8 protein-coding genes, 1 other RNA gene and 2 pseudogenes are annotated in these 13,632 nt (G+C 71.1%); 4 read left to right on the top strand and 7 right to left on the bottom strand.

Annotation, left to right across the window (positions count from 1 at the left end; all coding sequences use genetic code 11):
- Positions 1-31: 31 nt before the first annotated feature.
- The gene (locus ACW4TU_RS32805; RefSeq protein ID WP_457419099.1) at positions 32-889 is read left to right on the top strand and encodes an alpha/beta fold hydrolase; all 858 of its coding nucleotides are present in this window, start codon (positions 32-34) and stop codon (positions 887-889) included.
- Positions 886-5,166, top strand: coding sequence for a caspase family protein (locus ACW4TU_RS32800; RefSeq protein ID WP_457419097.1), 4,281 nt, complete (start codon positions 886-888; stop codon positions 5,164-5,166). The genes ACW4TU_RS32805 and ACW4TU_RS32800 overlap by 4 nt, the downstream gene beginning before the upstream one ends.
- Positions 5,167-5,662: 496 nt before the next feature.
- Here ACW4TU_RS32800 and ACW4TU_RS32795 read toward each other — a convergent pair.
- From ACW4TU_RS32795 to ACW4TU_RS32770, 6 genes and pseudogenes are all read right to left on the bottom strand, one after another.
- Positions 5,663-6,195: pseudogene (locus tag ACW4TU_RS32795) on the bottom strand (IS5 family transposase); the annotation flags it as partial.
- A 233-nt stretch (positions 6,196-6,428) separates the two neighbouring features.
- Positions 6,429-6,853, bottom strand: an RNA gene (rnpB, locus tag ACW4TU_RS32790) — RNase P RNA component class A.
- Positions 6,854-6,968: 115 nt separating this feature from the next.
- Positions 6,969-7,718, bottom strand: a pseudogene (locus ACW4TU_RS32785) (DMT family transporter); the annotation flags it as partial.
- A gap of 29 nt (positions 7,719-7,747) precedes the next feature.
- Positions 7,748-8,611, bottom strand: a complete 864-nt coding sequence (locus ACW4TU_RS32780; protein WP_457419095.1) for an AraC family transcriptional regulator — start codon at positions 8,609-8,611, stop codon at positions 7,748-7,750.
- A 23-nt stretch (positions 8,612-8,634) separates the two neighbouring features.
- Positions 8,635-9,213: a Uma2 family endonuclease gene (locus ACW4TU_RS32775; RefSeq protein WP_457419093.1), complete on the bottom strand. Its 579-nt coding sequence runs from the start codon at positions 9,211-9,213 to the stop codon at positions 8,635-8,637.
- A 112-nt stretch (positions 9,214-9,325) separates the two neighbouring features.
- On the bottom strand, positions 9,326-10,795 hold the full coding sequence (locus ACW4TU_RS32770; protein WP_457419091.1) for an RNB domain-containing ribonuclease: 1,470 nt from the start codon (positions 10,793-10,795) through the stop codon (positions 9,326-9,328).
- A 96-nt stretch (positions 10,796-10,891) separates the two neighbouring features.
- Between ACW4TU_RS32770 and yaaA the strand changes: the two genes are divergently transcribed.
- Both yaaA and eda read left to right on the top strand, forming a co-directional pair.
- Positions 10,892-11,674, top strand: coding sequence for a peroxide stress protein YaaA (yaaA, locus tag ACW4TU_RS32765; protein ID WP_457430444.1), 783 nt, complete (start codon positions 10,892-10,894; stop codon positions 11,672-11,674).
- Positions 11,675-11,806: 132 nt separating this feature from the next.
- Positions 11,807-12,460, top strand: a complete 654-nt coding sequence (eda, locus tag ACW4TU_RS32760) for a bifunctional 4-hydroxy-2-oxoglutarate aldolase/2-dehydro-3-deoxy-phosphogluconate aldolase (RefSeq protein WP_457419089.1) — start codon at positions 11,807-11,809, stop codon at positions 12,458-12,460.
- Here eda and ACW4TU_RS32755 read toward each other — a convergent pair.
- Entirely contained in the window at positions 12,435-13,595 is a 1,161-nt protein-coding gene (locus tag ACW4TU_RS32755; protein WP_457419087.1) for a bifunctional RNase H/acid phosphatase, read from the bottom strand. The genes eda and ACW4TU_RS32755 overlap by 26 nt on opposite strands.
- Positions 13,596-13,632 lie beyond the last annotated feature (37 nt).

The following is a 13,632-nucleotide window of genomic DNA, read 5'->3' as shown; positions in this document are numbered from 1 at the left end:
AGTGTGGAGATCAGCGGGCTGAGGGGGCGTAATGGCGCGGGTCGTCGGTGTGCACGGGATCGGGCAGCAACAGTCCGGCGGGCGCCAGTTGGCCAAGGACTGGGGGCCGGCCGTGCAAGACGGGCTGACGGCGGCCGGGGCGCCAGGGATGCTGGCCGACGGGGACATGACGGTGGCGTTCTACGGTGACCTGTTCCTGCCGCCCGGACAGCAGTTGTCGGGCGGGGAGGCGTACCTGACGGCGGCCGATGTGGAGTCTGGCTTGGAGCAGGAGTTGCTGGCGCTGTGGTGGGCTGCGGCGGCGGAGGAGCCACAGGTGGTGGGGCCGGATGCGGCCGACACGTTGGGCGGGGTTCCGGGGTCGGTGCAGGCGGGGTTGCGGGCGTTGTCGCAGTCGCGGTTTTTTGCCCGGGTCGCGGAGCGGATGCTGGTGGCTGATCTGCGGCAGGTGCGCCGTTACCTGTCCGACCCGGTGCTGAGGGCGGCCGCCCGGGGACGGGTGACGGAGGCGATCGGGCCGGACACCGTCGTGGTGGTGGGCCATTCGCTCGGGTCGGTGGTGGCCTACGAGGCGTTATGCGCGTTGGACAGTCACCGGGTACGTGCGCTGGTGACCCTGGGGTCGCCGCTGGGGATCCCCCGTCTCATCTTCGACCGGCTGGATCCGGCCCCGCAGACCGGTGTGGGCCGCTGGCCCGGAAACGGCCAGATGCGGTGGACGAACGTCGCCGACCGGCGGGACGTGGTGGCGCTGGTGAAGGACCTACGGCCGATATTCGGGCCGGGCGTGGACTGCCATCTGGTGCCCAACGGGTCGCACGCCCACGACGCGACGTTCTACCTGGGCAAGCAGGCCACCGGTGCGGCGATCGCGCAGGGCCTGCGGTGACGCTCCCGGTGCCCGGGGACGGGCCGCGCCGGTTCCTGATCGCCACCGCGGTCTCCTCGATGCCCCGCTCCCCGCACGGCAACCGGCCCGCCCTGACCGGCGCGCGCCGCAAGATCATCGACTTGTTCACCCGGCAACTTGGCTACACCCACATCGACGACCTCGGCATGAACCCGAGCAAGGAGGCGCTGCTGGATCACTTGGGGCAGTTCGCCGATGATCCGGACCGGCGTCCGGACGACATCGTCACGGTCTACCTGGCCGGGCACGGCCAACTGCTGGGGTCCGCTCCGCGGCGCCACATGTTCTTCCCCGCCGACGCCGACCTCGACAAACCCAAACAGGGCCTGCCCACCGGCCAGATCGCCTCGGTCCTGCTGGACGACACGAAGATCACACAGCTGCTGCTGATCCTCGACACCTGCCACGCCGGCCAAGGCGGCCAGGACGCCCTGGCGGCGGGAGGGGAGAGCCTGTACCGGTCACTGGACGGCGACCCGTCCGGCATCGCGGTCATCGCCGCCGCCCAACCCGCCCAGACGGCCACCGCCGACGCTTTCCCCGACCTGCTGACCGCCGCCGTGGAATCGCTGTCGACGGCCGGAGAACGGCCCGCGTACCTCGACCTCGACGCGCTGCTCGCGCACATCAACAGCAACCCGGCCCGCCCGGCCACCCAGCGTTGCGAAGCCGCGCTGGCCCGCCTGGACGGCACTATCCCGCCGTTCTTCCCCAATCCCCGTCACCGCACCCCGCCCAACGCGGTGGACCTGGCCATCCAGCAGGCCGCACAGTGGCAGGAACACGACGCCCGGCGCGACACCGAACTCCACAGCCGCCTGCTCGTGCACGCCATGGCCTCCTTCGGACAGCAGCGCGGCTGGTGGTTCAGCGGCCGCCGCCGCGCCCTGACCGACCTCACCACCTGGCTCCACACTCCCGATCCCGCGCAGCCCGCCCGCATAGTGGCTGCCGGGCCCGGATCAGGCAAGACCGCCGTTCTCGGCCTCATCGCCGCCCTCAGCCACCCCGACCGGCGCCGTACCGTCCCCGTCAGCAGCCTTGACCTGCCCGCGAATGCCATCCCCGGCGCCGGGGTCGTCGATATCGCCCTGTACGCCCAGGCCCTGACCGACGACGACGTCCTGCAGGGCATCGCTGCGGCTGCCCGCATCACCGCCACCACCCCCGGCCAGCTCCTGGAAGCGCTCTCCGAGCGCCCTGCTGGCGCGGCTCCGTTCACCGTGCTCATCGACGCTCTCGACGAAGCCACCACCCCCGACACCCTGTGCAGCCGCGTCCTGGCCCCGCTCATCGCCCACAGCAACGGCCGCCTGCGTCTTCTCCTGGGAACCCGCCCCTACCTCCTGGAGCGCCTTCCCGACATCCCCGTCATCGACCTGGACACCCCCCGCTACGCCGACCGCGACGCCATCGGCGCCTACACCGTCCAAGGCCTCGTCCACGGACACCCCGACAGCCCTTACCCCCATGCCCAGCACCTGATCCCCGAGGTCGCCCGCGCCGTCGCCGACGCCGCCTTCCCCTCCTTCCTCGTCGCCCGCTTCGCCGCCGAACACCTCGCCACCACCCCTCACCTCCCCGACCCGCACGACCCCCAATGGCGCGCCGGCCTCCCCCGCACCGCCGACACCGCCATGGCCAACCACCTCGACCGTCTGGGCCCCCACGACGCGACCCGGGCGCGCGACCTGCTCCGCCCCCTGGCCTACGCCCAAGGCCAGGGCCTGCCCTGGGAAGACCTCTGGGCCCCCCTCGCCACCCGCATCTCCGGCCGCGCATACACCGACGAGGACCTGCTGTGGCTACGCCACACCGCCGGCAGCTACGTCGTCGAAGCCACCGAAGCAGGCCGCTCCGCCTACCGCCTGTATCACCTGGCCATGGCCGAACACCTCCAGCGCGACACCGACCCAGCCGCTGTCCATGCCGCGTTCGTCCGCACCCTCACCGACCACGTCCCGCTCCACCCCGACGGGACCCGCGCCTGGAACCGCGCCCACCCCTACGCCCTGCGCCACCTCGCCACCCACGCCAATGACGCAGGCCTCCTCGACGAAGTCCTCGACGACCCCGAATACCTCGTCCACGCCGTCCCGGAAAGCCTCACCCCCCACCTGCACACTGCTGGTTCGCCCCCCGCCCGTCTCGCGGCAGCGGTCTACCGCAGCTCCATCGGCACCCACCGCCACGCCGACCCCGCCACCCGCCGCCAGATCCTCGCCCTCGACGCCGCGCGCTACAACGTCCCAACCCTTCGCGACGCGCTCAACCACCACGCCCCCAACGGGACGTGGAAGCCGCTGTACGCCACCGGGACCACCGTCTCCCCAGCCCTCAGCAACATGCTCATGGCCGACCACACCGCTATTGTGAGGGCGGTCGCCTGCACTGTCCTGGACGGACGCCCCATCGCCCTCGCCGCCTCCGGCGGCGCCTCGGTGGGCGTGTGGGATCTGGCCACCGGGGAGCCCGTCGGCCAGCCCCTCACCGGCCACACCGGCAATGTCAACGCGGTGGCCTGCACTGTCCTGGACGGACGCCCCATCGCCGTCACCGGCTCCGGTAACGACTTCGGCGACGCCTTCCGCGACGGCTTGGTGCAGGTGTGGGATCTGGCCACCGGTGAACCCGTCGGCCAGCCCCTCACCGGCCACACCAGCCAGGTCAACGCGGTGGCCTGCAGCGCCCTGGACGGACGCCCCATCGCCGTCACCGGCTCCGCCGACCACTCGGTGCGGGTGTGGGATCTGGCCACTGGGGAGCCCGTCGGCCAGCCCCTCACCGGCCGCACCAACTGGGTCAACGCGGTGGCCTGCACTGTCCTGGACGGACGCCCCATCGCCGTCACCGGCTCTGGCCACATCCTCGGCGGCGGCTCGGTGGGGGTGTGGGATCTGGCCACTGGGGAGCCCGTCGGCCAGCCCCTCACCGGCCACACCAACCGGGTCAACGCGGTGGCCTGCACTGTCCTGGACGGACGCCCCATCGCCGTCACCGGCTCCGACGACGACTCGGTGCGGGTGTGGGATCTGGCCACCGGCGAGCCCGTCGGCCAGCCCCTCACCGGCCACACCAGCTCGGTGTACGCGGTGGCCTGCAGCGTTCTGGACGGACGCCCCATCGCCGTCATCGGCTCTGGCGACGACTCGGTGCGGGTGTGGGATCTGGCCACCGGTGAGCCCGTCGGCCAGCCCTTCACCGGCCACACCGCCACGGTGTACGCGGTGGCCTGCAGCGTCCTGGACGGACGCCCCATCGCCGTCACCGGCTCCGTCGACGGCTCGGTGCGGGTGTGGAACCTGACCACCGGGGAGTTCGTCGGCCAGCCCCGCACCGGCCACACCAACCGGGTCAACGCGGTGGCCTGCAGCGCCCTGGACGGATACCCCGTCGCCATCACCGGCTCCGACGGCGGCTCGCTGCAGGTGTGGGATCTGGCCACCGGGGAGCCCGTCGGCCAGCCCCGCACCAACCACACCAATCTTGTGAAGGCGGTGGCCTGCACTGTCCTGGACGGACGCCCCGTCGCCGTCGCCGACTCCGGTTCCTTCCGTGACGCCTCGGTGCGGGTGTGCGATCTGGCCACCGGGGAGCTCCTCGGGCGGCCTCTCACCGGCCACAGCGGCCCGGTGCTCGCGGTGGCCTGCGGTGTCCTGGACGGACGTCCCATCGCCGTCACCGCCTCCACGGACAAGACGGTGCGGGTGTGGGATCTGGCTACCGGTGAGCCCGTCGGCCATCCCGGCACCGGCCACACCAGCCATGTCAACGCGGTGGCCTGCAGCGCCCTGGACGGACACCCCATCGCCGTCACCGGCTCCAGCGACCACTCGGTGCGGGTGTGGGATCTGGCCACCGGTGAGCCCGTCGGCCAGCCCCTCACCGGCCACACCAGCCATGTCAACGCGGTGGCCTGCAGCGCCCTGGACGGACACCCCATCGCCGTCACCGGCTCCAACGACGCCTCGGTGCGGGTGTGGGATCTGGCCACCGGGGAGGCCGCCGGCCAGCCCGTCACCGGCCACACCGGCACGGTGCGCGCGGTGGCCTGCAGCGTCCTGGACGGACGCCCCATCGCCGTCACCGGCTCCGGCAGCGGCTCGGTGCGAGTGTGGAATTTGGAGGACGGCCTTGTCCGGCAAGAGCTTCGTCTCCCAGGTGCTGTTTCGGCAGTCGCTGTTTCGGAGGCCGGCGTCCTCGTCTGTACTTTCGGCCAAGACATTGCGATCTTCCAACGAACGCCCCTGACGTAGAGGCGTTGCTTGACGTCGTAGGCGGACTGTGACCACCGCATCCCGAGCCCGTCCAGCGCCTCGACCCGTTCGGGCGCGAGAGCGTTCCGCCTCGCCCGGGCGCTGGCGATCGCCACCCCCAGCCTGACGACTTGTTCTCCGACGGTCTCGACGTCGAGGTGATCGTCAACCTGCCAGCCGCGCCAGCCCCCCGGGTTGTCGCGATACTGCAGGCCGAACGAAGAGATGAGTGGGCGTCACTATGGAGACCCTACAAAGCAATTCACCGGGCGGTCCCGCTGTTGACTGTTCCCGGCAATACCGCATCGCGGGTGCCGTTTGCGTTTCTGCCCCGGATCCGGAATACGCCATGCCGAGGATACTGTCGTGCAGGCCGCCCGGGGTCTCAGTGTTTCCTGGTCTGTGGTGCCTACCCTGGGGGTGACCGGCCAGCGTCGCACAAGGCGGCCGGTCAGTCAGCGAGGTAATCGGGCAGATCCAGCTGCCCCGCATTTCGTACGACCCAGCGATGACGGCCCAGGTGCGTGGAGGACTCGATGCCGCGTCGGGCCAGACGGTGCGTGATGCCCCGCCCGCGGAGCCATTGCCGCAGGTGGCGATAGTCGTAGCCCTTGTCGCCGTGCAGCTTGCCGGGCTTACGGCGGCGCGGCCCGCGTCGCGAGCGGATCGGCGGGATACCCCGCACGAGCGGCTCCAGGCCCTGACTGTCGTGCAGGTTCGCACCCGAGATACCGACTGACAGTGGCAGACCGGTGCGCTCGGTGATCAAGTGGATCTTCGACCCGCACTTGCCGCGATCCACAGGATTCGGACCTGTCAGATCCCCCTTTTCATCGCCCTCATGTTCACCGAGTCGATCGCGCACCGCGACCAGTCCAGCTCGCCACGGGACCCGAGTTCATCGAGCACCAGGCGGTGGAGCTTGGCCCACACCCTGGCCTTCGTCCACTCGGCGAAGCGTCGGTGGGCCGTCGCGCCGGACGGCCCGAACGACACACTGGGCAACTGCTGCCACGTGCAGCCCGAGGTGCCTTGCGTTCGGGTAAGCCGGGCTGTAATGCGCGGAGAATCACCGCAGCCCATTGACCAGCACGAGTGCCCGCAGGGCCGCGTGCGTGGCTACCTTCATGGCTACCTTGGTGGCTACGTTCACAGCCGCGTGTACCGGTTTGAACCGGTACGGACCGGGGTCTGGCGAAGCCTCTCGACCTGCGAAAAAGGGCCCCTGACCAGCATGTTCGCTGGTCAGAGGACCTTGATGACAGACGAGTCGGGCTGTACGCCGGGTTCTGTCGCCCGGCTGCCTCGCGGCGGCCGGGGAGACGGCCATCCATCTAGGGCCGGCGTTGCCGCCGGCCTCGTGCGGTCTACCCGAGGACTCGGGCGGGCAGCCCTCGAACGTCCTCGCAGAGCGCGCTTTTTACGGCGGCTCCTTTTGACCTTGCTCCGGGTGGGGTTTACCTAGCTGCCCAGGTCGCCCTGGGCACTGGTGGTCTCTTACACCACCGTTTCACCCTTACCGGGGAGCGCCCTCTTTCAAGAGCACAGCCCCGGCGGTCTGTTTTCTGTGGCACTGTCCCGCGGGTCACCCCGGGTGGCCGTTAGCCATCACCCTGCCCTGTGGAGCCCGGACGTTCCTCGGGGAGCGCCCCCGAGGGGGAGTCCACGCGGCCGTCCGCCCGGCTCGTCTGCCGTGTCGACCATGCTACCGGGCGTCCGCCCCGACGCGGTCCAGTGGCCGTCGCCAGGACAGACCCCGCCAGGATCAGCGCGAACGCGGCGAGGATGCCGGCCGTCAGCGGTTCGTCCAGGAACACGGCGCCCGCCGCCACCGCGACCGCCGGATTGACGTACGTGAAGACCGTGGCCCGGGTCGGGCCGACCTCCTTGATCAGCTCCAGGAACGCCACGAAGGCGAGGGCCGTGCAGACCACGCCCAGGACAGCCAGGGCCAGCAACACGTGCGTGGACGGAAGTGTCGCCGGACGGGTGATCACAGCCGCCGGGGCGTACACGAGCGCCGCCAGCGCCAGGCACGGTGCCGTGAGGTGGAGCGACGGGACGTCCTTCAGATGGCGCGCCACCACGAGCGGGGCCGTGGCATAGCCGATCACCGTCAGCAGGACCTCCGCGAGTGAGCGGGCGTCGCCGCCCGTCAGGTGCGGGACGGTCAGGACCGCGACGCCCGCCAGGCCCAGGGTCAGGCCCGTGAGCCGCCGGACCCCCAGCCTCTCCGTACTGCCGAAGAAACGGGCCAGCGCGATCCCGGCTATCGGCACCCCCGCGATCAGGAGGCCCGCCGTGGAGCTGGAGAGGTGGCGTTCCGCGTCCGTCAGGGTCCACCACGGGCCGATGATCTCGATGACCGCGAAGGCCAGCATCGGGCGCCAGTGCATTCGTATCGTTCGGACGAGACCCCCCTGGCGGATCGCGAAGGGGAGGAGGAGTGCCGCGCCCAGCAGGCATCGCGTGAACACCACCGTCGACGGTGACAGGTCCGCCTCCACCGCCACCTTGATCAGCAGATACGGGATGCCCCAGACCACTCCCATCAGGGAGAACAACAACCAGCCGCGTGCAGTCATACGGGCAAGTGTCGGCTGCCTCCCCGGCCGCCGTCTTGAACGCTGTTGCGGTACGCCGCCGGGGTCACCCCCAGTACCCGCCGGAACCAGCGGGTCAGGTGCGCCTGGTCGGCGAAGCCTACGAGCGACGCGACTTCGGCGGGGCGCAGTCCGGTCTCCAGCAGGGCCCGGGCCCGGATCACCCGGTGCTGGGCCAGCCAGGCGTACGGGGGTATCCCGACCGTCGTACGGAAGGCGCGGAGGAGTTGGTAGCGGGACAGGCCCAGGTCGGTGGCGAGGTCGGCGAGAGAGGGTGGGGTGGTCAGTTCGTCGGCCAGGCGGGTTCGTACGGCGTGGGCTATCCGGTCGGCGCCGGGGATCCGATCGTCTACCGGGCGGGCCGTGGAGTGGCGGCGGGTCAGTGCCGTGAGCAGCCAGGGGAGGCGGGACTCGGCCTCCAGGGGGTCCGGGCAGGTGCTCAGGTCGGTGTGTGCGGAGCGGAAGGCGGCGGCCAGTTCGGGGTCGTCGAGGAGAGGCTCGCGGAAGTACGGGAAGTCGCCGGTGGTGCCGTCCGTGAGGAGGGAGGTGTCGGCGTACAGGGCTCGGTAGGCGTAGCCGTCGGCCGTGTCCGGGCCGCCGGTGTGCATCTCGCCGGGGTCCAGTACGACGATGGAACCGGGCCTGGGGCGGAGGCGGCCACCCCGGTAGTCGATGACCTCGGAGCCGCCGACGCAGAGCCCGACCGTGAACTCGTCGTGGGCGTGCGGGGCGTAGACGTGCCGGTCGAAGCGGGCGGTGAGCAGGTCCAGAGCGGGGCCGCAGCGACCGAGTCTCGCTCTGGTCCACAGCGCCTGTTCCCGTGTGCCCCCACCTGCGTTCACCGTCCTACGGTACTTCGCGGACGTCAGAGGAACTCTGTCGTGTCCAGGTCGAAGGCGAAGGGTTCCGGGAGGACGAGCGGTTTGCCGAGCGGGAGGGTGCAGTGCTGGCGGTAGTCGCCCTTCTCCGGGTCGCTGAACAGCGTGATCGAGGAGGCCTCACGGTCGATGAGCAGGTAGAGGGGGATGCCGCCGCGGGCGTAGCAGCGGCGTTTGGCCTCGCGGTCGGTCTGGGGTTTCGACGAGGTCACTTCGAGCACCATGGCCACGCCGTCGCAGGGCATCCAGGAGCCCTTGCCCCGGTAGAGCCGTAGCTCCTTGGGAGCAAAGGTACCGTCCGGAATGACGTGGTTTCTCGGACTGTCTCCTCCACTCGGCACCTGCAAGCCCTTGGTGCCGGAGAACTGCATCCTGGTCCGGGAATTTCCGTACACCTGATCCAGGACCAGCTCGATGTAGTCCTCGTGGTCCCCGTCCGGCGGCGGCGTCACGACGATCTCCCCCTCGATCAGTTCTGCCCGGAAGCCCTCCGGGGTGTCGAGGGCCAGGAAGATCTCCAGCAGGCCCTCAGCCACAGTGGTGGGCTCATGAGCCACGGCAGTCATGTCACGCGCCTCCTTCGGTTGCTCGCCACACTGGGACATCGGCTGATCACCTGTCCATGAGATCGGGATCCGTTCCCTCGATCGTGGCACACAGTCACGCCTGACGTCCGGCTCACGCGGGAGCGAACCGCACCCCCGCCACCCCCAGCTCGGCCCGCACGAGCCGTACCCGCAGCCGCTCCCCCAGTGGCAGCGGGGCCCCGTCGGCCTCGATTCGCGCGACCACCGCCGGAGAGTCCAACTGCACCGTCCCGACCGTCGGTTCGTGTTCCTCCACGTCCACCACGCACCCCTCGAAGACCTCTCCCACCCGGTCCTTGAGCAGTGCGGCCTCGACGATGTCCACGCAGCCTCGCTCCACTGCCCCCGCGCGTCTGCCGCCCTCGGCCATCTCCTTGGGGAGCGCGTCCAGTGCCGCCAACACCCAGTCGGGCGGGGGCTGTTCGGCGACGGCGGCCAGGCAGATCTCCGAGGCGTACCGGTCGACCAGGCGGCGTAGCGGGGCCGTGCAGTGGGCGTAGGGGGCGGCTACGGCGGCGTGGGTGGTGAGCGGGGGGAGGTTGCCGTCGCGGAAGATCGTGTAGCCGGCGCCTCGTAGCAGTGTCGTGCACTCCTGGAGGAAGGCCGCGTGGTGGGGGCGGTGTGGGTCCAGGGAGCGGATCAGGGCCGCGTACGAGACGTGGTGCGGCCAGTCGATGTGCAGGGCTTGCGCGGTGCGGCGCAGGCGGCCGACTGCGCCGTCCGGGGCGGCGGGGAGGGTACGGAGCACTCCCGTGCCGTGCGTCAGCATCAGCTCCGCGGCCGCCATACCCGTGAGCAACGAGATCTGGGCGTTCCAGCCCTCTGCGGGCAGTGGTGCGCGGTAGGTGAGTGAGTACGTGCGAGCGCTCCCGCCCCCGTCCTCGAACTCGTCCTCGACTATCTCCTGCTCCGGGACGTTCAGGGAGATTCCGCCGCGGTCGGCTTCCAGGCGTTCCCTCGCCTCGCCTATGTCCTTGAGCAGGGCCAGGGGCTCTTCCGCCGTCCCTGCGTCGAGTTGTCGTTGCACGCCCTCGTAGTCGAGTTTCGACCGGCTGCGGACCAGGGCCCGGTGGACGTCCACGGCGACCGTACGGCCGTCCGCGTCCAGGTCGATCGTCCAGAGGGCGGCCGGGCGGGTCCGGTCGGGGAGGAGGCTCGCGGCGTTCTCGCTGAGTACCGGCGGGTGCAGCGGGGTCTTCTCGTCCGGGAAGTAGAGGGTGGTGACCCGGCGGTGTGTCTCCGCGTCCAACGCCCCGCCCGGTACGACGAATGCCGCCACGTCCGCGATGGCGTACCGGACGCGGAAGCCGCCGCCGGGGCGGCGGGACAGGTGCATCGCCTGGTCCAGGTCCGTCGACGTGGGCGGGTCGATGGTGAGGAACGGGATGTCCGTGGCGTCCGTCTCCGGGCGCTTTTCAGGGTTCTTCGCCGCCCGGTCCGCCTCCGCCAGTACCGCGGGCGGGAAGCTGTCGGGGACGCCCAGTTCGGTGCGCAGCGCGGTGAGGGCGGCCCGGAGAGGGGCTTCGGGGGCGCCGGTCACGCGTATGTGGCGGCGGGGCATGGAACGAGCGTAGACACAATCCGGACGACCTGCCCGACCACGTAATCTGACGCGGGTCGACCCCGTGTACCCGCGTACCTGTTTGGAGTGCTCACCGTGCTTGTCCTGCTGCCCCCCTCCGAAGGCAAGGCCGCTTCGGGTCGTGGCGCCCCGTTGAAGCTGGAGTCGCTGTCCCTGCCGGGGCTCACGGGCGCCCGTGAGGCCGTGCTCGGGGAGCTCGTCGAGCTGTGCGTCGGGGACGAGGACAAGGCGCGCGAGGTGCTGGGGCTGAGTGAGGGTCTGCGGGGTGAGGTCGCCAAGAACGTCGGCCTGCTCACCGCCGGAGCGCGGCCTGCCGGGCAGATCTACACGGGGGTCCTGTACGACGCCCTCGACCTCGCCTCGCTCGACGCGGCGGCGAAGAAGCGGGCCGCGCGTTCACTGCTGGTCTTCTCGGGGCTCTGGGGCGCCGTACGGGTCACGGACCGTATCCCCTCGTACCGTTGCTCGATGGGCGTGAAGCTGCCCGGGCTCGGTGCGCTGGGCGCGCACTGGCGTGCTCCCATGGCCGCCGTCCTTCCCGAGGTGGCCGGTGACGGGCTCGTTCTCGATCTGCGGTCCTCCGCGTATGCCTCCGCCTGGAAGCCGAAGGGGGAGGTTGCCGGGCGGACGGCGACCGTGCGGGTGTTGCATGCGCCGACCCGGAAGGTGGTCAGCCACTTCAACAAGGCGACGAAGGGGCGGATCGTGCGGAGTCTGGTGAGCGCGGGGGCGGCGCCCTCCGGGCCGGGGGAGCTGGTGGAGGCGTTGCGGGATCTCGGGTACGTGGTGGAGGTCGAGGCGCCGAGGAGGCCTGGGGCGGCTTGGGAGCTTGATGTGCTGGTGGACGAGATCCACTGAGCCATGGGTTGTCGGTCGTCCGCTGCGCCGTTGTGGCTTGTCGCGCGGTTCCCGCGCCCCTCTGATCGCGCCCTATTGCAGCATGCGCAACGTTCATTGCGCGTGCTGTAGACCGGAGGCAGGATGAGGCGCGTGCCCAGCTTCCCCGCGCCCTTCCCCTCCGTCCTCGGCCTCGCGCCCGTCGTGCCCGTGGTCGTCGTCGAGGATCTGGCTGACGCCGTGCCGCTTGCCCGGGCGCTCGTCGCCGGGGGGCTGCCTGCCATCGAGGTCACCCTGCGTACGCCCGTCGCGCTCGACGCCATCCGGGCCATCGCCGGCGGAGTCCCCGGCGCGGTGGTCGGCGCCGGCACCGTCATCTCACCGGCTCAGGTGTCCGACGTGCTCGCCGCCGGGGCGCGTTTTCTCGTCAGCCCGGGCTGGACGGACGTACTGCTGGAGTCCATGCGGGCGTCCGGGCTGCCGTTCCTGCCGGGGGTGTCGACCGCGTCCGAGGTCGTCGCGCTGCTGGAGCGTGGGGTGCGGGAGATGAAGTTCTTCCCGGCGGAGGCGGCGGGCGGCACCGCCTACCTGAAGTCCCTGTCCGGGCCGCTCCCCCAGGCCCGGTTCTGCCCGACCGGGGGGATCGGTCCCGCGAACGCGCCCGAGTATCTCGCACTGCCCAACGTCGGTTGCGTGGGCGGGAGTTGGATGCTTCCGGCCGATGCCGTCGCCGCGCGCGACTGGCACCGGGTCGAGACACTCGCCCGTCAGGCCGCAGGGCTCAGCGCAGGTGGGACGTGTCGTTGAAGAGTCGTACGCTCGCGTTGCCGTCCGCGTAGTACGCCACCGCCGAGAGTGAGGCCGCCGAGAGTTCCATGCGGAACAGGGACTCGGGTGGGGCGCCCAGGGCCAGGCGGATGAGGGTCTTGATCGGGGTCACGTGGGTGACCAGCAGGACCGTACGGCCGGCGTGGGCCGCGATCAGCTTGTCGCGGGTGACGGCCATCCGGCGCGCTGTCGCCGCGAAGCTCTCGCCGCCGCCCGTCGGTTCGGCCTTCGGGGAGGCCAGCCAGGCGTTCATGTCGTCCGGGTAGCGCTCGCGCACCTCGCCGAAGGTCAGCCCCTCCCACGCGCCGAAGTCCGTCTCGCGCAGACCGTCGTCGATGGTCACGTCGAGGCCGAGGCGGGTAGCCACAGCGGCGGCGGTCTGGCGCGTGCGGGTCAGGGGGGACGCGATGATCGCCTCGATCGTGCCGCGCTCGGCCAGGGACGCCGCCGCCCGCTCGGCCTGGTCCAGGCCCACGTCCGAGAGGGACGGGTCGGTGCCGCCGCTGCCCGAGAAGCGCTTCTGGGGGGTCAACAGGGTCTCGCCGTGGCGCAGGAGTACGAACGTCGCCGGCGGGCCGAGATCCGCGGGCGCCGACCAGCCGGCGGCCACCTTCGTGGCGGCACCGGTGTCGGCGTCAGCGGCAGCGGGGGTGAGGCCCGCGTCCAGCTCCGCCGTCGACGTGGACGCCGACCACTGTTCGCCGCGCTTGCCCGCGTCCATCGCCTCGTTCGCCAAGCGGTCCGCGTGCTTGTTCCGCTCGCGCGGGATCCACTCGTACGTCACCTGCCCGGCGTCCGGGAACACCCGGGCCGCCTCCGCCGCCAGTGGCTTCATGTCCGGGTGCTTGATCTTCCAGCGGCCCGACATCTGCTCGACGACCAGCTTGGAGTCCATCCGGACGTGGACGGTGGCGGTCGGGTCCAGTTCGCGTGCCGCGCGCAGGCCGGCGACCAGGCCCCGGTACTCGGCGACGTTGTTCGTGGCGACGCCGATGTACTCGGCCGCCTCCGCCAGCGTCTCGCCCGTGGCCGCGTCGATGACGACGCAGCCGTAGCCCGCGGGCCCCGGGTTGCCCCGGGAACCGCCGTCGGCCTCGACGATGAACTCCCGCACGCCGTACGCCCCTTACTGAGACTCGCAGACCTATTGC

The organism is Streptomyces kryoterrae (assembly GCF_054072135.1).
Note: the sequence above shows the minus strand (reverse complement) of the source record. Positions and strands in the feature narration are given on the sequence as shown.

What these genes read in the sequence shown, in the direction of transcription:
- ACW4TU_RS32805 (WP_457419099.1), top strand. Translation starts at nt 32, where the DNA reads ATGGCGCGGGTCGTCGGTGTGCACGGGATCGGGCAGCAACAGTCCGGC.
- ACW4TU_RS32770 (WP_457419091.1), bottom strand. Translation starts at nt 10,795, where the DNA reads ATGCCCCGCCGCCACATACGCGTGACCGGCGCCCCCGAAGCCCCTCTC.
- ACW4TU_RS32775 (WP_457419093.1), bottom strand. Translation starts at nt 9,213, where the DNA reads ATGACTGCCGTGGCTCATGAGCCCACCACTGTGGCTGAGGGCCTGCTG.